This window comes from Kiloniella laminariae, from assembly GCF_027214005.1.
GTDB lineage: Bacteria > Pseudomonadota > Alphaproteobacteria > Kiloniellales > Kiloniellaceae > Kiloniella > Kiloniella laminariae_A.
This window is the reverse complement of the sequence record NZ_JAPWGY010000003.1, coordinates 23,583-45,254: the sequence shown is the minus strand read 5'-3', so window position 1 is coordinate 45,254 and position 21,672 is coordinate 23,583. Positions and strand designations below refer to the sequence as shown.

The 21,672-nt window shown below is 50.6% G+C and carries 21 protein-coding genes; 8 read left to right on the top strand and 13 right to left on the bottom strand.

Annotation, left to right across the window (positions count from 1 at the left end; all coding sequences use genetic code 11):
• Positions 1-5: 5 nt before the first annotated feature.
• Both O4H49_RS09240 and O4H49_RS09235 read left to right on the top strand, forming a co-directional pair.
• A complete protein-coding gene (locus O4H49_RS09240; protein ID WP_269423149.1) occupies positions 6-1,676 on the top strand; it encodes a GMC family oxidoreductase in 1,671 nt (556 codons plus the stop codon).
• Positions 1,677-1,903: 227 nt separating this feature from the next.
• Positions 1,904-3,478: an inorganic phosphate transporter gene (locus tag O4H49_RS09235; protein WP_269423148.1), complete on the top strand. Its 1,575-nt coding sequence runs from the start codon at positions 1,904-1,906 to the stop codon at positions 3,476-3,478.
• A 51-nt stretch (positions 3,479-3,529) separates the two neighbouring features.
• Here O4H49_RS09235 and O4H49_RS09230 read toward each other — a convergent pair whose 3' ends face one another.
• Together O4H49_RS09230 and O4H49_RS09225 are read right to left on the bottom strand one after the other, a co-directional pair.
• Entirely contained in the window at positions 3,530-4,189 is a 660-nt protein-coding gene (locus tag O4H49_RS09230) for a histidine phosphatase family protein (RefSeq protein ID WP_269423147.1), read from the bottom strand.
• 41 nt (positions 4,190-4,230) lie between these two features.
• Complete coding sequence (locus tag O4H49_RS09225) at positions 4,231-5,064, bottom strand: adenosylcobinamide-GDP ribazoletransferase (protein WP_269423146.1); 834 nt, start codon at positions 5,062-5,064, stop codon at positions 4,231-4,233.
• 209 nt (positions 5,065-5,273) lie between these two features.
• Here O4H49_RS09225 and cobT point away from each other — a divergent pair, with 209 nt between their 5' ends.
• Positions 5,274-6,305, top strand: a complete 1,032-nt coding sequence (gene cobT, locus O4H49_RS09220) for a nicotinate-nucleotide--dimethylbenzimidazole phosphoribosyltransferase (RefSeq protein ID WP_269423145.1) — start codon at positions 5,274-5,276, stop codon at positions 6,303-6,305.
• Between the two features lie 87 nt (positions 6,306-6,392).
• Here the strand turns inward: cobT and O4H49_RS09215 are convergent, their stop codons facing one another.
• A complete protein-coding gene (locus O4H49_RS09215; RefSeq protein ID WP_269423144.1) occupies positions 6,393-7,250 on the bottom strand; it encodes an ABC transporter permease in 858 nt (285 codons plus the stop codon).
• Between the two features lies 1 nt (position 7,251).
• On the bottom strand, positions 7,252-8,040 hold the full coding sequence (locus tag O4H49_RS09210; protein WP_269423143.1) for an ABC transporter ATP-binding protein: 789 nt from the start codon (positions 8,038-8,040) through the stop codon (positions 7,252-7,254).
• Between the two features lie 105 nt (positions 8,041-8,145).
• Here O4H49_RS09210 and O4H49_RS09205 point away from each other — a divergent pair, with 105 nt between their 5' ends.
• Entirely contained in the window at positions 8,146-9,483 is a 1,338-nt protein-coding gene (locus O4H49_RS09205; protein ID WP_269423142.1) for an ActS/PrrB/RegB family redox-sensitive histidine kinase, read from the top strand.
• 114 nt (positions 9,484-9,597) lie between these two features.
• Positions 9,598-10,152, top strand: a complete 555-nt coding sequence (locus tag O4H49_RS09200; protein ID WP_269423141.1) for an ActR/PrrA/RegA family redox response regulator transcription factor — start codon at positions 9,598-9,600, stop codon at positions 10,150-10,152.
• 72 nt (positions 10,153-10,224) lie between these two features.
• Here O4H49_RS09200 and O4H49_RS09195 read toward each other — a convergent pair whose 3' ends face one another.
• Positions 10,225-11,538, bottom strand: a complete 1,314-nt coding sequence (locus O4H49_RS09195) for a hypothetical protein (RefSeq protein ID WP_269423140.1) — start codon at positions 11,536-11,538, stop codon at positions 10,225-10,227.
• Positions 11,539-11,820: 282 nt separating this feature from the next.
• On the opposite strand from O4H49_RS09195, the gene rfaE2 reads away from it, so the two are divergent.
• On the top strand, positions 11,821-13,317 hold the full coding sequence (gene rfaE2 / locus O4H49_RS09190; RefSeq protein WP_269423139.1) for a D-glycero-beta-D-manno-heptose 1-phosphate adenylyltransferase: 1,497 nt from the start codon (positions 11,821-11,823) through the stop codon (positions 13,315-13,317).
• A gap of 22 nt (positions 13,318-13,339) precedes the next feature.
• Here the strand turns inward: rfaE2 and O4H49_RS09185 are convergent, their stop codons facing one another.
• Positions 13,340-13,732 carry a hypothetical protein gene (locus O4H49_RS09185; RefSeq protein ID WP_269423138.1) on the bottom strand — a complete coding sequence of 131 codons (393 nt, stop codon included), beginning with the start codon at positions 13,730-13,732 and terminating at the stop codon, positions 13,340-13,342.
• 116 nt (positions 13,733-13,848) lie between these two features.
• Positions 13,849-14,490, bottom strand: coding sequence for a carbonic anhydrase (locus O4H49_RS09180; protein WP_269423137.1), 642 nt, complete (start codon positions 14,488-14,490; stop codon positions 13,849-13,851).
• A gap of 216 nt (positions 14,491-14,706) precedes the next feature.
• Between O4H49_RS09180 and O4H49_RS09175 the strand changes: the two genes are divergently transcribed.
• Both O4H49_RS09175 and O4H49_RS09170 read left to right on the top strand, forming a co-directional pair.
• Positions 14,707-15,297, top strand: a complete 591-nt coding sequence (locus tag O4H49_RS09175; protein ID WP_269423136.1) for a DNA-3-methyladenine glycosylase I — start codon at positions 14,707-14,709, stop codon at positions 15,295-15,297.
• 63 nt (positions 15,298-15,360) lie between these two features.
• Positions 15,361-15,831 carry a CreA family protein gene (locus tag O4H49_RS09170; RefSeq protein ID WP_269423135.1) on the top strand — a complete coding sequence of 157 codons (471 nt, stop codon included), beginning with the start codon at positions 15,361-15,363 and terminating at the stop codon, positions 15,829-15,831.
• A 9-nt stretch (positions 15,832-15,840) separates the two neighbouring features.
• On the opposite strand, the gene O4H49_RS09165 is transcribed toward O4H49_RS09170, so the two are convergent.
• The 6 genes from O4H49_RS09165 to O4H49_RS09140 form a co-directional block, all read right to left on the bottom strand.
• Positions 15,841-17,013, bottom strand: a complete 1,173-nt coding sequence (locus O4H49_RS09165; RefSeq protein WP_269423134.1) for a mechanosensitive ion channel family protein — start codon at positions 17,011-17,013, stop codon at positions 15,841-15,843.
• 111 nt (positions 17,014-17,124) lie between these two features.
• A complete protein-coding gene (locus O4H49_RS09160; RefSeq protein ID WP_269423133.1) occupies positions 17,125-17,739 on the bottom strand; it encodes a hypothetical protein in 615 nt (204 codons plus the stop codon).
• A 403-nt stretch (positions 17,740-18,142) separates the two neighbouring features.
• Positions 18,143-18,859, bottom strand: a complete 717-nt coding sequence (locus O4H49_RS09155; protein WP_269423132.1) for an ABC transporter permease — start codon at positions 18,857-18,859, stop codon at positions 18,143-18,145.
• Positions 18,859-19,626, bottom strand: a complete 768-nt coding sequence (locus O4H49_RS09150; protein ID WP_269423131.1) for an ABC transporter permease — start codon at positions 19,624-19,626, stop codon at positions 18,859-18,861. The genes O4H49_RS09155 and O4H49_RS09150 overlap by 1 nt, the downstream gene beginning before the upstream one ends.
• Positions 19,627-19,750: 124 nt before the next feature.
• Entirely contained in the window at positions 19,751-20,515 is a 765-nt protein-coding gene (locus tag O4H49_RS09145) for an ABC transporter substrate-binding protein (RefSeq protein WP_269423130.1), read from the bottom strand.
• A 46-nt stretch (positions 20,516-20,561) separates the two neighbouring features.
• A complete protein-coding gene (locus O4H49_RS09140; RefSeq protein WP_419715224.1) occupies positions 20,562-21,326 on the bottom strand; it encodes an ABC transporter ATP-binding protein in 765 nt (254 codons plus the stop codon).
• Positions 21,327-21,672: the final 346 nt, after the last annotated feature.

Here is a 21,672-nt window from a genome sequence, read left to right as displayed (position 1 = left end):
GTTTGATGGCTTATCCTGTCAATGAAAGCGATATACTTGCTTTGGTGGATGACAGGGGGATCAGGGGGACAGCTGTGAGGGATCTGGGAAAGTTTGACTATATCATTGTCGGTGCAGGTTCTGCCGGTTGCGTTCTTGCCAACCGGCTTTCTGCCAACTCCGATAACTCGGTACTCCTTCTCGAAGCAGGTGGCAGTGACAACTACCACTGGATACATATCCCCATTGGTTATCTTTATACCATCAACAATCCGAGGACGGACTGGTGCCTTTCGACTGTTGAGGAGAAAGGGCTGAATGGGCGCAAACTCGGGTACCCGAGAGGTAAGGTTATCGGAGGCTGCTCCTCAATCAATGGCATGATCTATATGCGGGGGCAGGCCAGAGACTATGATCAATGGCGTCAGATGGGCAATCAGGGCTGGGGCTGGGATGATGTGCTGCCCTATTTCAAAAAAGGTGAAAATCACCACCGCGGTGAGGGGGAATTCCACGGGGGTAAGGGTGAACTGCGCGTTGAAGAACAGAGGCTTTCGTGGGAAATCCTTGATGGCTTTCTTGATGCCGCAGTGGAAACGGGCATACCACGGAGCCAAGACTTTAACCGGGGAAATAACGAAGGGGTTGGTTATTTTGAGGTGACCCAGAAAAAGGGCTTCCGCTTCAGTGCTGCCCGGGCTTATCTGCACCCTGTAAAAACCCGTAAGAATCTCACCGTACTTACAGGAGCTGAAGTGCGGAGAATTGAACTGGAGGGGAAAAAAGCCCGGGCTTTATCTCTTAACATTAAAGGTGAAGACGCCCGGGTTTTCGCGGACAAGGAAATCATCTTGTCGGCCGGGGCGGTAGCAAGCCCTGTTTTACTCCAGACCTCAGGTATCGGCCCCGGAGAATTGTTAAAGAAAAACGGGGTAGAGGTTCTGCACGACCTGCCTGGTGTTGGGCAAAACCTGCAGGATCATCTTCAGATCAGGACGGTATTCCGGGTTTCAGGGGTGCGGACACTGAACGAGATGTCGCACAGCCTGTTATCCAAAATCGGTATGGGGATCAATTATGCCCTGTTCCGTCGCGGTCCCCTGTCAATGGCACCAAGCCAGCTGGGCTGTTTTGCCAAAAGTGATCCTGCGCTGGAAACACCGGATCTGGAATATCATGTCCAGCCTCTTTCTACGGACAAGCTTGGTGATCCACTACATGATTTCCATGGTTTTACTGCCTCAGTGTGTAATCTGCGCCCTGAATCGAGAGGGTATATCCATCTGGATGGACCGAATGGCAGCAAGAAACCGATTATTGCCCCAAATTATCTCTCGACAGAGAAAGACCGCCTGATAGCCGCAGAGGCAATCAGGCTGACCCGCCGGATTTGCAGTGCTCCTTCCTTTGCCAGATACAGTCCGGTTGAGCATCTTCCCGGAGCTGGTATTATCTCTGACGGGGACCTGGCAAAGGCGGCGGGAGATATCGGGACGACAATTTTTCATCCGGTCGGAACCTGCAAAATGGGATCTGATCCCTTGGCCGTCGTTGATGAACAGCTGCGGGTCATCGGGATTGACGGATTACGTGTAGCTGATGCCTCTATCATGCCGACAATCACGTCTGGTAATACAAATGCCCCGACCATGATGATTGCCGAAAAGGCGGCGGATTTGATCCTCTCATCACATTAAAAGGTCGTGACCGGGCAAAGTTTCTTTGCCCGGTGGATATCGTCCAGATGTTATAAATCGACGACTTCTGTTTAAAATCAGATCGCTAAAGTGCATGTCATTGAACTGTAATATATAAGTCATGAAACAGTCATTTGTCATTTAAATGCAATGAAACTATCACATTTCAACATTGCTTCATGAGCCCCACGCTGTAGCGGGGCTTTGCATCTGTGAAAGTTGAAAAAATGCCGACTTCAGATCAGCCTGATAATGCGTCTTCCTCCGGGTCCTCTAAAAAAGTCCATCTTTCAAAACCTTCCCTCGACAAGGATCTGAGCAAGATTGTCTCGATGGAAGAGGCAACCCGCTCGCTTTCCCAGCACCTCATGGCTCCTGGACTTGCGGTTCTGTTTCTGGCGGTTGCCGGTGGGTTTGCCAGTGTTCTGATCGGTGCCCAGCCCAACGCCGTCTTTGTCGTTGTCGCTGCAATCCTCGGCGGGTATATGGCCCTGAACATCGGGGCCAACGATGTTGCCAATAATGTCGGGCCGGCAGTTGGCTCCAAAGCACTGACCATGACGGGCGCTTTGATTATCGCGGCGGTCTTTGAAAGTGCGGGTGCTCTGATCGCCGGGGGTGATGTTGTTTCAACGATTTCCAAGGGAATTATTGATCCGTCACTTGTGTCTGATAGCCAGACCTTCATCTGGGCGATGATGTCTGCATTGCTTGCTTCTGCGCTCTGGGTCAATCTCGCGACCTGTATCGGGGCACCGGTTTCGACCACACACGCGGTTGTTGGCGGGGTAATGGGAGCCGGGATAGCGGCGGTTGGTTTTGGTGCGGTTAACTGGGGAACCATGAGCGCGATTGCTGCGAGCTGGGTGATTTCTCCCTTGCTTGGTGGTGTGATTGCCGCTCTCTTTCTTGCCTTTATTAAGAACAATATCATCTATCGTGATGACAAAATTGCTGCAGCCCGTCGCTGGGTTCCTGTATTGCTTGCGATCATGGCGAGTGCCTTCTCCTGCTACCTGCTGATGAAGGGGCTGAAGCAAATATGGAAGCCGGGTATTGGCTACATCGCCCTGATCAGTGTTGCTGTGTTCGTTCTCGCTTATGTCATTCTCAAGCCAATGATCAGGAAACAGTCTGAGGGTATGGAGAATCGGAATCAGTCTTTGCGGGAACTGTTTCATCTGCCTCTGATTTTCTCGGCTGCCCTGTTGTCGTTTGCGCATGGAGCAAATGATGTCGCGAATGCGGTTGGCCCTCTTGCCGCGATCCTGCATGCCGCACAGTCCGGTGATATTGCGGCTAAGGTGGAACTGCCGATCTGGGTCATGATTATTGGTGCTTTCGGGATCAGCCTCGGGCTATTCCTCTATGGACCAAAATTGATCCGGATGGTGGGTGAGAAAATTACCAAGATGAACCCGATGCGGGCTTATTGTGTGGCTTTGTCAGCGGCTATAACCGTAATTTTGGCTTCGGCACTTGGTCTGCCCGTTAGCTCTACCCATATCGCTGTCGGAGCTGTTTTTGGGGTTGGGTTTTTCCGCGAATACTATACGAGCAAAAGCAATCGTCGCCGACAGTATGTAAAAAAGCACAGCCGGGCTGTTCTCGATGGTACGAGCGAAGATACCGATGATGAGGATGACGGGAAAGAGACGGTTTATGATCAGGAAGATGTTGCTCGACGCAAGCTGGTTCGTCGCTCTCACTTTACGACGATCATCGCTGCCTGGGTTATTACTGTGCCTGCAGCGGCGCTGCTTTCAGCCTGTATTTTCTTTGTGATAACAATGATCTGGTAAGATATGGTCTTCAGATTGTTGTGAAAAGGCTCCTCCGGGAGCCTTTTTCTTTCAGGATGTTTGATTGAAGTTAAAGGCAAGGGGCGCGGCGTTCAGACAGCCAACGCCCCAGGAACTCTGGTCGGTAAAGGGATCATTTTCCGCGGTATAGTAGTCAAGTTGAGTCAGCGAGAGGTTGTCGATGGCAAGACCAAGGGCTTTTTCCGGAGAGAGATCGAGAGCTTTCGCAACAGCTGCCCGAATGGTGCCTCCGTGGGCTATCACAACAATGTCCTGGCCCTGATGATCGTGGTTCAAACGATCTATGGCTTTGTCAGTTCGCAGAAGCAAATCAAGAAAACTTTCGCCCCCCGGGGGTGCTTCTGAGGCCGGTGCGAGCCAGAAGCGATGCCAGGCTTTGTTTCGTTTCTCGCCAAGCTCCTTGTGTGTCATTCCTTGCCATTCGCCAAAGGATTGCTCCTGAAATTCGCGAACCTCATAATAAGAGGGTTCGGGGAGAAACGCTTTTTGTTTGAATAGAGCCTCTGCCGTTTGGCGGGTTCGCAGCAGAGGTGTCGTTACCCAGATTGCCTGCTCTGGAAGACGGTGAGCCAAAGCAGTAAACGCTTCGAGATTGCTGCAGTCACAATTCAGATCGGCATCGCCATAGATCGTACCGTTGTTTTCAGTCACCGGAGCGTGCCGGATCCACCACCACCTGGTTCTGGACATTATTTGTTACTCTATCTGGTCATGTTGCTGCGGGGGTGATCCTAAGTGATATAAGCCAGAGCAGCAATATAGACTGCTATTTCACAAAGCTGAGCAGTAGAGCCCAGAACATCACCACTATAGCCGCCAATTTGCCGGAAGCTTAACCACGAAAACAGGGCTGTTGCGAGAAGTGACAGGAAGATTGCGAGAACAGCCATGGTGAAGGGCAAAAGGCTTCCGGCGAGGATCAGGCAGATGAGGAAAGCAGCATAACTGCTGCGAAGTTTGGGTTTGTCTGCCTGAGCGGCTAAGCCACTCCTGCGGGCGAGGGGAAGGTGGCTCATCATCAGAGGAAGATATCCCCGTGCAATGATATGGGCTGCGATCACGACAGCTGCCGCGGCATTGGGGGTGATTGCTCCTTCCTGATCCATGGAGGCAAAGTCGATCAAGCCAGCGATCAGAGCTGTACGAAGCAGGAGCGATAGGCAAAGCGCCAGAACGCCGTAGCTCCCAACCTGGCTGTCTTTCATGATCTCGAGCTTTCGGTCGCGTTCATGACTGCCGCCAAAACCGTCAGCCACATCAGCAAGCCCGTCCTCGTGAAGTGCGCCGGTTACCAGAATGGTCCCTGTTATGGCCAGGAGAGCACTGACAAGCGCAGGAAAATGTAACAGATCAGAGAGTGTTAAGATCAGAGCCCCCGTGAGACCGACAATAAGCCCTACAAGAGGAAAGGCCCAGGAAGCAGCCGCAAGGGTACGTTCAACCGGCTGTCCTTGTGCATTTAGCGGATAAGACAGAGGAATACGGGTGAGAAAGGCAAACGCAATTCTGATGTCCTGTGTCAGTAGCTGGAAAGGGATCGAGGAAATCAGTTGCCGGATGTTCATGGTAACCTTCGTGGAGTGAACTGGAGGAGATGCGACAAATAGCGGAGCAAAGTGTCAAGACAAAGTCCAGGGGCTATGTTATGGCTTTGCCGGCAAGATTACAAAATCAGACGCAACAGTTGCCGTGCAGATACGGTGCTGTAAAGCGTTTTGCGTGTTTATGGATAGGGTTTTTACCACGCGGTGAAAATCAGGGAGAGATACTGATAATGGTTGATGTGGCCTCGATTTCCACACTGGATGAAATTCATGTTCTGCTCAAAGAATTGCCTGGCCCGGATAGGGCCGCTGCGGCAAAGGCGGAAGAGAGGCAAAGCCAGTTGACCAAACCCCTCGGGGCACTTGGACGCCTGGAAGAGCTGGCAATATGGCTTGCTTCATGGCAGGGCAGGGCAAAGCCACAGATCGAACGACCATTTACGGCTGTCTTTGCCGGAAATCACGGTATTGCTGCCAAAGGTGTCTCGGCTTATCCGACGGAAGTAACAAAACAGATGGTCGCAAACTTCATTCATGGCGGTGCTGCCGTGAATCAGCTTTGTGGTCTGGCGGATTCTGACCTGCGGGTTTACGAACTGTCGCTGGATGAACCGACAGCTGATTTCAGTGAAGCTCCAGCCATGCCGGAAGACGATTTTATCCGGGCTATGGCCTACGGCATGATGGCCGTCGAAGAGGGGATTGATGTGTTGGCCCTCGGGGAAATGGGTATTGGTAACACCACCTCGGCGGCGGCGATCTGCACGGCGCTTTATGGCGGCGATGCCGGAGACTGGGTCGGGCGTGGGACTGGCGTCGATGATGCAACACTCAAGCTGAAAAAAGATCTGGTAAATCAGGCAATGGAGCTGCATCAAGCAGACTTTGCCAAAGACCCCTTGCAAATATTGCGTTGCGTTGGCGGTCTGGAGCTTGCCGCGATTGCTGGTGCGGTCATTGCTGCCCGTCTCGCGCGGACACCTGTTCTTCTGGATGGCTATACCTGTACAGCAGCTGCAGCGGTTCTCCACGCGATTGATCCCCGGTTACTGGACCATTGTGTTGTCGCGCACCAGTCAGTCGAACCCGGTCATGTCGCCCTGATGGAAAAGATCGGGAAACAGCCTCTGGTGAATTTCAACATGCGTCTGGGCGAGGGGTCAGGTGCAGTCCTTGCGATCTTGTTGCTGAAGGCTGCTTGTGCCTGCCATAACGGCATGGCGACCTTTGCCGAAGCGGGTGTCAGTGGCCCCGCAGACTAGATGCTGACTTAAATTAGTCGACCAAACAAAAAAGCCTTCAGCTGGAAAGCAGCCTGAAGGCTTTTTTCTGTCTGAATCCACCGGAGACTATTCCCCGATCTGTAACAGCAATCCTCTTTTTCTGGCGACATGATAGGACCAGATAAAGAGCCCCATTGCGATAGCAAGATAGATTGCGTTCAGACCGAGAGAATGCAGATAAAGCTCGAGGCTGAATCCCTGATGAAACAGGATGGCGCGCATGCCTTCAAAAACCGGGGCGGTTGGCAAGCACCAGGCGATGGATTGTAGCCATCCTGGCAGAATATCAACGGGGTAATAAATTGCCGAAACTGGTGCGATCAGGAAAATTGTCAGCCAGGCCATGGATTCAGCGCCAAGACCAACCCGCAGAATCAGAGCACAAACCATCAGACCGATTGACCAGCCCATAATCATCAGGTTCGAGAAGAACAGGACGAGCGGCAAGCCGAGTTCGTATATTGATACCTCGTAAAAAAGGATGGCGATAAAGGTGGCCGGGAGAATGCCGATTAATGTCCGGAACGCGCTCATGATCATCAGGCTGCCGAGAAATTCTATCGGGCGCAAAGGACTGACAGCCAGATTTCCAATGTTGCGTGACCAGAGTTCCTCAAGAAAAGAAAGACTGAACCCGAGCTGGGCGCGAAAAAGCACATCCCAAAGCAGCACAGCAGAAACCAGAACCCCGGCTGCCTGGGCAACGTACGAGCTGTTTGTCAGCAGGAACTGTGTAAAAAATCCCCAGATGACAATCTGTATGGAGGGCCAATACATCAACTCGAAAATCCGTGGCCAGGAAGCGCGCATCAGATAGAGATGGCGCAAGAGAACGGCCTGTACCCGCATCAGGGAGGAGTCTTTTCTGATGACACGAACTGCCGTATCTGAAGACCGGGTGCCAATCTGAAGGGAATCGGACATGTCAGATATCTCCCACTTCGATATTTTCTCTCGGTTCTGTCGATTCCGATGTGTTTGGCCTGTTCCTATCCCGGGCAATATCCAGAAATACTTCTTCAAGATTGGTTCGGCTATAGCGTTGAAGAAGTTCGCAAGGGGTACCCTGGTCGACGATCTGGCCTGACTTCATCATCAGGACATTGTCACAGAGACGCTCAACCTCGGACATGTTGTGTGAGGCAAGCAGGATCGCTGCCCTGGTTCTGTTCTGATAGGCTTTGAGATAACTTCTTACCCAGTCGGCGGTATCGGGATCAAGGGAGGCGGTGGGTTCATCAAGCAACAGAATTTCAGGTTCGTTGATCAAGGCCTTGGCAACGGAAACCCTTGTTTTCTGTCCGGCAGAAAGGCTTCCTGTTTGGCGCTTCAACAGGTCTTTCAGTTCGAGTTCGTCGCTGAGTTGAGCGATTCGTTCCCGGGCGTTGACGATCCCGTAAAGCTTGCAGAAAAACATCAGGTTTTGTCGGACAGTCAGGCGCCGGGGCAGATCGACATAGGGGGAAGAAAAATTGATCCGGTGCATAATCGGGAACCGATCCCGGACGATATCCTGCCCGAGCAGTCTTATTGTCCCTGAAGTGGGGAGAAGAACACCAAGCAGGATCGAGATTGTTGTGGTCTTCCCTGCACCGTTCCCGCCCAGCAGGGCGACGGTTTCACCAGGTGCTACCGTGAAAGAAATGTTGCGAACGGCGAGTATCTCATCGAAGGATTTACAGAGATTCTCAACCTCAATTGAGAGTTGTGTCATTCTTTCTATATAACATGCCCAATAATTATTTCCTGTCCTGTTTTGCTTTCTCCTGAAGTTTGTTAGTGAAATAGCTACAGAGTAAAAACGACCCCGGACCACGTCATGAAAACGTTATTTAAGCGACAACTCGAGCTGGGACTTCAACCGGATCAAGGTCGGGTGCGGTTACGCACGCTGGTCTTGATCAGATGGCTTGCGCTTTGCGGGCAGACAACCGCCCTGCTTACGGTCCATTTTGGAATTGGGCTGGAACTGGAGTTGATTCCGGCTTTACTCGTGGTGTTGACATCCGGTGCGTTGAATGTTGCCCAGATTGTGACCCGCCCGGCTTCGTCCTGGCTGCGCAACAAAGAAGCAACCATGTCACTGGCATTTGATCTGATGCAGGTCTCGGTGCTTTTGTCCCTGACAGGTGGCTTGACCAATCCCTTTTCGATCCTGATTCTTGGGCCCGTCACTGTATCCGCGTCTATTCTTTCCCGGCGGAGTACCTTGTGTTTGAGCGCTCTGGCCATTCTGATGGTATCGATTAATGCTTTCTGGTTTATGCCTCTGCCGTGGCCCGAAGGGAGCTTTTATCTGCATCCGCTTTATCTCTATGGACTTTGGGCGGCACTGGTCTTTACCGCGATTTTTCTTGCTGTTTATGTGTCATCCCTGACTGAAGAAGCCCGATCCATGGGATTGGCGCTGGTTGCATCCCAGATGGCTTTGGCGCGTGAGCAGAAGCTTTCTGCTTTGGGCGGACTTGCGGCGGCCGCGGCCCATGAACTGGGCAGCCCGCTTGGCACCATGCTGGTTGTAGCCAAGGAGATGAAAGAAGAATTGCCGCCGGATGATATCTATCTGGCAGATGTGGAATTGCTGATCAGTGAAATTCTGCGGTGTCGGGAGATCTTGCAAAATCTGGCCACCTGGCCGGAAGAAGATGGCGGAGACCCCTATAACATTATTCCGATAGAAAGCCTGATCGAAGCTGCTGTCATTCCGCATGAGAAGGCAGACGTGAGCACAGTGATTTCTGCAGGGTCGGTCGAGGGCAGTAACAGCCCGCAGCCGATGGTGCGGCGGAGCCCGGAGATCTTGCACAGTCTGGGTTTGTTTGTTCAAAACGCAATCCAGTTTTCGCGGGGAAAGGTTGAGATATCCCTGCTCTGGGACGAACGTGTTATCTCTCTTGTCATTCAGGATAATGGGCCGGGATTTGATCCACAGATATTGCGCCAACTGGGGGATCCTCTTCTGGGAAGCAAGGATAAAGCCCTCAAGAGTCACGATCCCCGCAAGGAAGAAGATGGAGAACATATGGGGCTTGGGGTATTTATTGCCACGACACTTCTGACCCACACGGGTGGCAAGATAACCTATGACAATCATGCCGGGGGAGGGGCGCTGGTGAGCGTTGTCTGGCCTCGGCAGAGGCTTGAGGTTACTATCTGATATGCTTTGAATTTTTTGCAGAACTGCTCAGCTTAATGGCTCTTTGACCCGATGTGCTGAGATGCTTAAGATACAATGATAACAATAAACAAGAACTCTAGGGGTTAACAGGTAATGTCGGAATCGCAAGAAGCTGCAGGTAAAAAGCTGCTGATCGTAGATGATGATGAACGTTTCGCGGAAAGGCTTGCCCGGGCAATGGAACGGCGCGGATTTGTCCCTGTTGTCGCCAATTCTGTTGCGGATGGTACTCGTCTGGCCAAGTCGGAACATCAGGAATACGCGGTCGTGGACCTACGACTTCAGGATGGCAGCGGACTGGATGTGGTCAAGGCCATCCATGAGTTTTCTGCAGATGCGAGAGTTGTGGTTCTGACGGGCTATGGCAATATTGCGACAGCTGTTGCTGCTGTAAAGGTTGGTGCACTGGATTATCTGCCGAAACCAGCCGATCCTGATCAGGTTGCGGCAACTCTGTTGCAATCCAGCGAGGAAGGTGACATGCCACCACCGCCCGAGTTGCCCATGACGGCTGACCGGGTAAGGTGGGAACACATTCAGCGGGTCTATGAACAGTGTGACAGGAATGTTTCCGAAACTGCACGGCGTTTACGCATGCACCGCCGGACATTACAGCGAATTCTCGCGAAATACGCTCCACACGCCTGAAGATATTTGTAGAAAATTGATGCTTCTGGGCTGTTGTCAAAACAGCCCGGACAGAAGCAAGCCTTAACGGTTCTAGCTGTGATCTGCCTCAGCCCGGTGCCGGCCTATTGCATCGGCAAGGTTGCGGGTTTCTTCTTTCTGATTGCGCCCATAGTTGCGAACGTATTCGTCAATGTAGAACCCCTGCATTAGCTTGATGCCAAGATCCTGGGCAGTTTTGATTGCTTCCACAGCACCACAATGGCAAAGAATCATCCGGTTGGGGTCAATTTTCTGAACTGTTGCCCGTATATCCTCGGCACGGGAAGTGGTGAGAAACTTGGTCAGGTCCTGATTCCATTGCAGCTTGACCAGATCGAAGCCCATTTTACGACGATCAATCATCGGCATGGACAGATGGGTGATGCCATCCAGACAGATCTTGTAGCCACGTTCCTTGAGAAAATCGCGGGCAAAGGTAAAGCTGCCGACATCGGCAAAGACATCAAGCAACTGGAATTCGATAACGATACTCTTGCGCACAGACGCGCCGAGGGTCTGGTCCAGTTTCAGAAACTCATTGGATAGTGCCGTCGCAACATTGAGGTTCAGGCTGTAAGAGCGGGTCAGGGTCGAATCATCATTCTGACGCAAGATAACGAGCATGCGTTTGTCGAGATAACGGGTCAGATCCTGAAACAGCCAGCGGTTTGACAACAGGTTGTGTGTCGGGAGGAGGGTTTTCTGCAGCTGTTCGATCGAGAAAAAAAGCTCTTTGAACAGAGGCTCGGGCTTCCGGTCTTCGTTGACCAGAAAAATCGCCTGGCGTTTTAACAGGCTGGAAAGATCTGCCTGGTTAATTGCCTGGGCAACGGCAGCCAGCTGGGACGGCGCCAAGGGAGTTGTCGGTAATTCAGGGGGTTTGCCGTTTATGGCAGCGATAGCTTCTGCTTTTTCCCTTAGCTTCAGGGCTTCCAGTTCTTCATTTTTCTGGATTGCCAATGCGATCAGTTCTGCATACTGCCGGGTAAGGTCAAACCAGGTACAGAATTGGTCAGCTTCGAGATCATAGTCCCCCGCGAGCATGGGATCGTCACTAAAGAGATAACGAAGCCGCAGAATGGTTTCGTCAATCTGGGTTATTGTTGCCCCGTTGGTGACCAGAACGATGTCATTGTTAATAAGTCGAAAGAGTGTGCCCTGGAATTTAGCGATGAGTTCTTCACAGGCATTCTGTGCGATACGAAGATGGTGTTCCCGTTGATGATAGGGGCGTAGACGTGACAAATGGATATGTACAGCTCTGCGGTTATCCGTCTGTTTTCCAATACGCTTTACAAAATCAAGAAAAACCTTTTCCTGATTGAATGGGCCTTCTGGGGCCGTACTTGAAAAAGAATTTTCCATCGACGGGCTTTGCTGAATCCGGTTGCGAGAGATTAGGAACTATCATTATTACCCGGAAGAGTCTTCAAAGATCGTTAACCTTGTTTTCTCTTTCTGGCTTTCTGAGTGTCATCATACAGTATTCCTGATGGACCAGTAAGAGAGAAACAAGTCGTGCGATCCTCAGTTCCAGATAAATAATCCCTCCAGAAGTCTGGTTGATCTTGTGGTAAAAACCTTGCCCAAAAGCTATTTTGATAGCACAAAAGAGGCCTCTTAATTCTGAATTGGCTATGACATTACATGACAGCACACATTTCCAACCCTGTTGAATTTCTCGACCTGGCATCCCGTGTAGATGATCTGGCAGGAGCATCGGTCCAGACTGTAGGGGACTTGATGCTGGATAGATTTATCTATGGTCATGTTGAACGGATTTCTCCCGAAGGGCCGATTCCGGTGCTGAAGATAGATCGCCAGGTCTCCATGCTTGGCGGTTCAGGCAACGTCCTGCGCAATCTCGCGGCCGTTGGGGCCTCGGCAGCATTTATTGCTGTGGTTGGGGATGACATGGTCGGGGAGGAGGTCGGACAGCTGGTTCAGAAAGAGACGGGAGGAGCTGCCCTTGATCTTATTGTTGAAGCCGGTCGACTGACGACAATCAAGGAACGTTACGTTGCCAGCAATCAGCAACTTCTCAGGGCAGACCGCGAAATGGATCTGCCGCTTACTGCGGATACCCGGTCACAGCTTGTGGCACGGGTGCGGGAGCGCCTGGGGACGACACCTGTGTTGATCCTTTCAGATTATGGCAAGGGAGTTCTGACCCCGGAAACCCTTAAAGAGATCATTGCAATCGGGGTCGCGGCCGGGTGTCAGATTATCGCTGATCCGAAAGGGCGCGATTACAGCGTTTACAAGGGTGTAACAGTTGTTACACCAAACCGTCGAGAACTGCAGGAGGCAACAGGGATGTCTGTTGCCGGAGATGATGCGGTGGTGGCTGCCTGCCAACAGCTGATTAAAAGCTGTGGCATCAAGGCGGTTTTGGCAACGCGTAGCGAAGAAGGCATGACCCTGGTAACAGAGGCTGGTGTGGTTGAACACTTTGCTGCTGAGGCGCGTGAGGTCTTTGATGTTTCCGGTGCTGGAGACACGGTTGTTGCCGTGCTGGGGGCTGCGCTTGCTGCCGGACTCGGCATGAAAGAAGCTGCTTGTCTTGCCAATGTTGCCGCGGGGATCGTGGTTGGTAAAACAGGAACGGCTGTTGCCTACGGAAGCGAGATCCGTCAGGCTCTGCTCGCCCGCAACGGTCTTTCTTCTAAAGGAAAGATTGCCGAACTGGACACTGTGTTACACAGGGTAGGTCAGTGGCGTAAGGCGGGGTACAAAATCGGTTTCACCAATGGTTGTTTCGATTTGTTGCACCCCGGGCATATTTCTATTCTCAGACAGGCTCGGGCATCGTGTGATCGCCTGATCGTGGGTCTGAACACGGATGCCTCAATCAAACGCCTGAAAGGGGAAAGCCGCCCGATTCAAAATGAGGACGCCCGGGCTGTGGTGCTGTCTGCAATCGAGAGCGTGAATCAGGTTATCTTGTTTGGAGAGGACACGCCGCTGGCTTTGATAGAAGCAATCTTGCCGGATGTACTGGTCAAGGGGGCTGACTATAGTGTTGATCAGGTAGTCGGGGGAGATGTGGTGATCAGGAACGGTGGAGAGGTTGTTCTTGCAAAACTAGAAGACGGTTTTTCGACCACTGGAACCGTGGCAAAAATTCAGGAAAATCAGAAGTAATCCTGTGTGCTGTTCTTTCGGTTCAGCTGAAGAAATACAACATTGCTGCTATTGCGACTGACGGGACCAGCCAGAATGCCCCTGCGAGGGCATAGGCAACATACCCTGTTGCCTGACCTTCGGTTTTTAACCTGTCAAAAGCACGGCGTTCCCGACCTGAAAGAAAGATCAGATAAAACCTGTGTCGGCCAAAAGGAATAGACCGTCTGAATTCAACCGGGTGACGGGCAATTTCACGGGCTCCGAACATCTGTTTGATGGCATGTTTTTGTTCATCGGTGAAGGTGGCGGCAACCTCGGGGGAAATCCGGCTAAAATAGTGTTTGATAAACAGATCGGAATCTTTTTTCCGTTTAGAACCGGCACTTTCATCGGTTGAATTGCGTTTTCGGCTATCCAGTTCTGCAAGTGCCATATTGTCTGTAGTGCGCGGGACGCACCACCCCCTGTGTTTTTATTGTGACTTTGTCTGGGGACTATGATGCCTTGCTTTTTTTGATGAATAGTTAATCTGTGAAAATATTTCCGGGTTTATAGATTCGCAGTGAGATTGATGAAGCCGTCGTGATCCTTGTCGTATCCGAGAAGCTCACCGCTGGAAAAATCAAAATACCAGCCATGCAACTGCAATTTTCCTGCCTCAACCCGTTGTTTGATAAAAGGAAATGTCATCAGATTTTTGAGTGAGTGGAGAATTGCTGCCTTCTCTACTTCTTCCTGAACTTTCTCATGATCATGTCCATTGCAGATGACAGAATCTTTTGCTTCACGCGCAATCGACATCCAGTTGGCAATAAAGGTACTGCCGCCGGATTCGTCAACAGAGCCTTCAATCAGGGCCTTGATCCCGCCGCACATTGCATGTCCCATGATGATGATGTGTGGCACTTCAAGACTGGTCACTGCAAACTCAAGCGCGGCAGAAGTACCGTGGTGTCTGCTGTCATCAAGATAGGGAGGGATCAGGTTGGCGACGTTTCGTACGACAAAAAGATCTCCTGGAATTGTACCCAGAACGGCTGAAGGTTCAACGCGGGAGTCGCAGCAGCTTATCACCATTGCTCTTGGGGATTGTCCATGCTCGGCAAGAGAGCGTAACAGAGCTTCATCACGACGATAGTCGACAGTCAGATATGCTTTGTATCCATCAAGTAGTGGTTTGATTCCGTCCATAATCTACCTATATACCAGTTCTGTTGATCCAGTGTGCAAGGAAGTGATTGATTATCGCGAAGCGGAGGATTTGTAAACCTTGTAGGGGTCAGTCCTGATATTGTACCCGGGTATTGAATTTGGGCATTGTCCAGGGGGACAAGCTGGCAAGATATAAGATGTTTTACTCTGAATTTCAGGGGTGAACAGTTCGTATATTTCTCAGGAGGGGGGAGCATGGACGATAGAGATCAAAAGGTTATTCGCTGTGGGTGGGTTACAGACGACCCGCAATATCTTGCCTATCATGACGAAGAGTGGGGTGTTCCGGTTTATGATGATCGCGTGCTGTTTGAGATGTTGATCCTTGAGGGAGCACAAGCGGGGCTATCGTGGATTACCATCTTGAGAAAGCGCGAAGGGTATCGCGCCGCTTTTGCGCAGTTCGATCCGGAAGCGATAGCCCGGTTTGGTGAGGCAGATGTCGAGCGGTTAATGGAAGATACAGGGCTGGTGCGTAATCGCCTGAAGATCCGTTCGGTAATTTCCAATGCCAAAGCCTGGTTGGAAATTATGAAACAGGGCGAAGGGGCTTTCTCGAACTTGGTCTGGTCAGTGGTGTCGGGGCAGACCCTGAACAACAGGTGGGAGAAACTTTCCGATGTTCCTGCCAGTACGGCTGAGTCCGAAGCACTCTCCAGGCTTTTAAAGAAAAAGGGCTTTCGCTTTGTTGGACCGACGATCTGTTATGCCTTTATGCAGGCCTGTGGTCTGGTGAATGATCATGTTACGGATTGTTTCCGATATGAAGAAATTGAACCGCGCTGACAGAGTCAGCAGGTAAAGGTTAACCACCCGGCGTGTTCCGGGAAAGAATAAACAGGAAAGAATATGACCCGTGTTTGGCGTAGTTTGTGGATTGCCAGCTTTGCTGCGTTATTGACAAACCCCTTGCAGGCCGAGGAGATCGGCTCTGTTGATACTGTGTTCAAGTGGCTTGGGCCCAACCACAAGATCGTCATCGAAGCCTTTGATGATCCAAAGGTGGAAGGCGTGGCTTGTCACCTCAGTCGGGCCAAAACCGGCGGTGTGTCAGGGGCAGTCGGGCTGGCTGAAGATACTTCTGATGCTGCTATTGCCTGTCGTCAGATCGGCCCGATCAAGTTTCGAGAGGAGCTGGATGACGGGGAAGAGGTTTTTACCAAGCGGACATCCCTTATTTTTAAATCTTTACAGGTTGTCAGGTTCCTCGACAAAAAACGAAACGTTCTGGTTTATCTGGTCTACAGCGACCGGGTGATCGAAGGTAGTCCCAAAAATTCAATAAGTTCGGTTCCGATTATGCCTTGGGGGGAGCAGTAGATTCTTTGCCTATGAGCTTTGTCCCGCTGTATTGGATGGCCTTTCGACGATGTGATCAGGGAGCGACCTGACCTGCGCAGGTGCTTCTGGAAGAGAGGCCAGGTGAAGTGTGGAGGTGGGGAACGCAAAAGCGGTGCCATTGGCAGCGACAATTTCTTTCAGGGTCAGGGCAAAGTTCTGTTTGATATCCATCCACTCACCCCAGTTTGTGGTTTTGGTAAAACAGTAGATCATCACATCGATTGAAGAGCTGTTAAAGCTGTCGACGTTCACCAGAGTGGTTACGCGGGCATCATCTGTTTCAAAAGCTTCATTGCTGTAGAGATGTTCTTTGATCTGTTGAACAACAGCTCTGAGCTGTTCGGTGGTGGTGTCGTATTCAAGACCGATGGTCCAGTAAATCCGCCGGTTCGTCATTTTTGAGAAATTGATAACGGCATTATCGGCCAGTTTTGCATTCGGAACATACACCGGCGCCTTGTCAAAGCGGCGCACGCGGGTGGAGCGGAAGCCGATATCTTCGACTGTCCCTTCGACGACACCCTCGATGCGAACCCAGTCGCCACGAGAGAAACGTTTCTCGGCAATAATCAGGATGCCAGCAATCAGGTTTTTGAACAGGTCCTGGGCACCGAGAGCAACAGCTACGCCAAAGAGGCCGAGACCGGCGATAATGGCACCGACGTTAATGCCCCAGAGTTCAAGTATACTCGCAGCACCAAGCAGAATAATCGAAAGTTTCAGTGCCTTGATAATCCACTCGACCATGATGGATGTGAGGACGCTGGAAAAACGGTGCAGGAGAAAATCAAGCGGATCGATCAGTTTATAGATGGCATAGAAAAGGGTATAGGCGATGAGAGAGCGTAGAAAATTGTTTCCCAGATTTGCTGCCTCGCCATCAAGGTTGAGATAATCCAGAGAAAAGAAAACGCCTAGCGCAATGGGGACCATACGAATGGGACCGTCCAATGCCTCGAGAGCATGGTCATCAATCGAGTTTTTGGTTCTGAGGGTAACCACTTTCAAGCGGTTCATGACAATACGGGAAAACAATCCCCGGATTATCAGGAAGCCGATAAAAATAGCTGCTGCAGTAATGATACGGCCTACATCAATGCCAAAAACACCCTGATGCCAGACTTCTAGTGTAATCGCCCAGAAATTCTCCAGATCCTGCATTCTTCTCTCCCTAATAAAGCGAGGGGAGTTTGCTAAAGCCTGTAGGGGGCGTCAAGTTACCAGATCAGCTAATGACCTCATAACTGATGATTTAATCGGGAATTTAAAGGATCAGTCGAAGAGCGCATCAATATCGTCTTGCGCCATGGCGCCAATGTTGATTGCCTCTTCTTCCTCCTCATCATCTTTGGCGTGATCAAAACCGCCGGCCATCATGCTGCCGGAAAGAGTTGCCTGCCAGTCCATCTCGATTTCCATAATTTTTTCAGGAGAGAGAACGTTGCTGTTCCCGTGAATGACCGCGCTGGCAATGTCGATCATATGCCGGATATGGGTCGAGGCATTGGGGACAAGCGCAGCTATCGCCACCATATCCCCGACAGCCAGAGCTTGTTCGATGGCGTCCTTGCTATCCTTGATCCCCTGATCAGCCAGTTCAACCGCTTTATCAAAGGGGGTACGGAATTGGACCGGTGCAGCCTCATAAGCTGCGACAGCGAGATCCTTGGCTTGAAAACTGCTGTCCAGAAAATGCTGTTGATAGCTCTTGGGTTGCCACTCCTGAACCTCTTCAAAAAGGTCCGGCATGTCCGGTACCATTTCGAGCATCATGACTGCTTCATTAAGATGATTCAGGTAATCTGTAGCCAGAAAAGAAGTCTCATCAATATTGGAGCCAGGGAGTCTTGCCCTGATTTTTTCGAGGTCTTCTTTGCTTGAGGTCATTTCTATAGCCCAGCTCCCCGTACAGATTCTCTTTTACTGTTTCCGATCTATTTATGATCGGTTTGTGTGCAAATTAACCATTAACCTAGATTAAAACGCTAATGCAAGAGGGGTTAATAATGAGATAACTCCAGCGATTTTATGTCGTCACGGTCCTGTGAAGGCTATGGTTGTTAAAAAATTATACAATAAACCAAAAAAGAAATTAAATACATCTGAAGGCTTTTGAGGGTGAGACATAATCAACTGAAGGGAGCTGTCGAGCGGATGTCTAGAGCGACTTCAAATTTGTTAGAAATTTTGAGCTCTATAGCTTTTGATGGCTCATTTATTAAGCTGTAGCGCAAAAAGAAACAGGCCGGAACAATTCCGGCCTGTTGTAATTTGTATTGAATAGGGTGCTTCAGGTGACAACCTCGATGATGGTTTCCTCGCGGCGGTTGAGGTGCTTGTTGAAATGCTTTTCAACCAGGCGAAAAGCCCAGACCAGCAGGAATGTCAGCACGAAATAGAAGACCCCGGCAGTAATGAAAGCTTCAAAAGGTGCGTAGTATCGAGATTGTACAATTCTGGCAGCTCCGGTCAGGTCCACAAGCGTGATTGTGCTGGCAAGAGCACTGCCATGCAGCATGAAGATGACCTCGTTGGAATAGGCAGGGAGAGCCCGCCGCAGGGCACTGGGAATGGTAATCCGGCGCAGGATCATCCACTTTGACATGCCACAGGCCTTTGCCGCTTCTATCTCGCCAAAGGGGGTCTCGGCCATGGCTCCACGGAAAATTTCAGCAGTATAGGCCGTTGTATTGAGGAAGAAAGCCAGCAAGGCAAAGAAGTAAGCGCCTTTCAGGAAATCGAATTCCTTGGTGAGTTCGCTATAACCGTCGAGCTGGCCAACTCCTGCGTAAAGCAGGAAAAGCTGGACAAGAAGCGGCGTACCTCTGAAAAAATAGGTAAAGGCAAAGGCAGGATAATTGACCAGCGGATTCCGCGATAACCGCATGATGGCAACGGGAATGGCGGCCAGGAAACCTAGGATGAGGGAAAAGGGTACAAGCTGTGCAGTGAGCAGCAGGCCCTCAAAGTAAAGAGGGAGCTCGTTGATGATGACAGAAAAATCCATTAGCTCATTCTCCTGACACCAACACTGTAACGGCGTTCCGCCCACTTCAGGAACCAGATAGACAAGGTTGTAAAGAACAGGAAGACGAGGGCCACAACCAGATAATATTTGAAAGGTTCTCGCGTTGCACCAGCCGCCAGTCCCGCGCGGCGAACCATATCAGAAAGCCCGATAATGGATACCAGCGCAGTTGCCTTCATAAGAACCAGCCAGTTATTCCCAAAACCAGGCAGGGCGTGTCGCATCATCTGAGGAATAAGTATCCGACGGGTAATCTGTATTTTGGACATACCGTAAGCTGTGCCCGCTTCGAGCATGCCACGATCTACGGCCAAAATGGCGCCTCTGAAGGTCTCGCCCATATAGGCACCAAAGATAAAACCGATGGTCAAAATCCCGGCAATCATGGGGTTAACATCGATATATCCCCAGTCGAGGTACGGTGCCATGGAGATTTTTAGAGCATCTCCCTGATCGGTTTTCTCGCCGATGTAGAGAAGCAGTTCCAGAAGGTTGTCTGGCAGATTATTGATAAAGATCTGGCCACCGAAAAAAATCAACAGCATCAGGACAAGGTCAGGAACGCCTCGGATAACCGTCGTATAGATTCCGGCAATGGCTTGCGCTGTAGGACTGTTTGACAGCTTTGCAAGGGCGGCTGTCATCCCCAGAAGCACGGCAATGAAAAGAGAGCTGAGCGCGACAAACAATGTCACCCCCGCACCTTCCACAATGATGCCATACCCATAGCCTTCCAGATCAAGCATATTTCTTATACGATCTTCTTGAGATCGTTCCCTTTTAAAAAAGCACCACCAGAGTTGTGACTCTGGCGGTGCTCATTACGCTATTCGCCGCCAAAAGACGGCAGAATCAAATCCGCCTTCGATCTTAATAGATATCGAAGTCGAAATATTTGTCGTTGATGGATTTGTAAACGCCATTGGCTCTGATTGCCATGATAGCTGCGCTTAGACGGTCACGCAATTCAGTGTCGCTTTTACGAACGGCAATACCGGCACCCTCACCAAAGTATTTTGGCTCGCTGTAGGAAGGACCAAAGAGTTCGTAGTCTTTACCAGCGTCGGTTTTGACAAAGCCGTCGTCCATGGCAACAGAATCAGCCAGCAGCAGATCCACACGACCAGCAGTCATGTCAAGATAGGCTTCGTCCTGGGTGCCGTAACGTTTGATTTCAACATCAGGGAATTCTGCGGTCAGGAAGGTGTCGTGGATTGTACCACGCTGTACGCCAACACTTTTGCCTTTGAGGCCTTCGGCTGTGATTTCAATGCCGGAACCCTTTTTACGCAGGAAACGTGCCGGAGTGTTGTAGTATTTCTCTGAGAAATCAACCTTCTGCTTGCGTTCTTCGGTGATCGACATAGAGGCGATAATCGCATCGTACTTTTTCGCCAGCAGAGCCGGAATAATTCCGTCCCAGTCCTGGGTTACCAGAGTACATTTGACTTTCATCTCATCACAAAGCGCATTGGCGATCTCGATGTCAAATCCGACAAGATTGCCACTCGGGTCGACACTGCTGAAAGGGGGGTAGGCCCCTTCAACACCAATACGGATTTCTTCCTGTGCAGAGGCAGAACCTGCTGCAAATGTCATAGCTGCAGCAACGGCAGCAACAATAAACTTCTTCATTTGATGACTCCCTAGTCGGTTTATTATTTTTCTATTCTGAATTGATTTACTTCAGGTTTCCAGCGAGAAACTGTTGAAAGCGTTCAGATTTTGGATTTCCAAAGACTTCTTTTGGCGGTCCTTGTTCGAGTATACGCCCTTGATGCAGGAAAATTGTCTCAGAGGAAACTTCTCTGGCAAATCCCATCTCATGGGTTACCACAATCATGGTGCGGCCTTCATCGGCCAGATCACGCATGACCTTGAGCACTTCCCCGACCAGCTCTGGATCGAGCGCCGAGGTTGGTTCGTCAAACAGCATGACTTTGGGTTCCATAGCCAAAGCACGGGCAATGGCGACACGCTGTTGCTGTCCGCCGGACATATGGGCGGGGTAATAGTCACGACGTTCATAAATGCCGACTTTATCCATAACCGCTTTGGCGCGCTCTGTTGCTTCAGCCTTGCTTAAACCAAGGACATGGATCGGAGCCTCGATAATGTTTTCCAGCGTGGTCATATGTGACCAGAGGTTAAAGCCCTGGAACACCATAGCCAGCTTGGTTCGGATTTTTTCGATCTGCCTGGGATCGGTCGGGAGGTATTCGCCTTTTTTATTGGTGGCCATCTTGATCAGTTCACCACTGACTGTGACCTGTCCCGCATTTGGCGTTTCAAGCAGGTTGATACAGCGGAGGAAAGTACTCTTTCCGGAACCGCTCGAGCCTAGCATGGATATCACATCACCTTCGTTGGCTGTAAGGGAAACTCCCTTCAGAACTTCGATGGAACCGAAAGATTTGTGGATATCTTCACAGACAAGAGCGGGTATCTGATCTGCTGTTGCCGTGGCGACTGACGCCATATGATCTGTTCCCGTTGTTTTATTTATTGCTGTTTTTCGTTCCTAACGAAATTAGTGTTGTTTTGTTATAATTGAAAGAAAAAAGAGTTGAGGCGAAAGGCCTGTAGCGGAAAGTGAAGATAATTCTGTACAGGCCGTTCAAGGCGCAGAATATTCCGGTGAGGCTCTGGAAACGGAAGAATATTTCTTTAAATTAACAGAGACTTCTGCTGCCTGAGTCATCAAAAAGAGAAATATTGATGTCTCCAGGCTGATATTTGCGCGTCTGACATGCCAGATTTGTAATAGTTACACTCGTTTTGAGCGCGTGGAG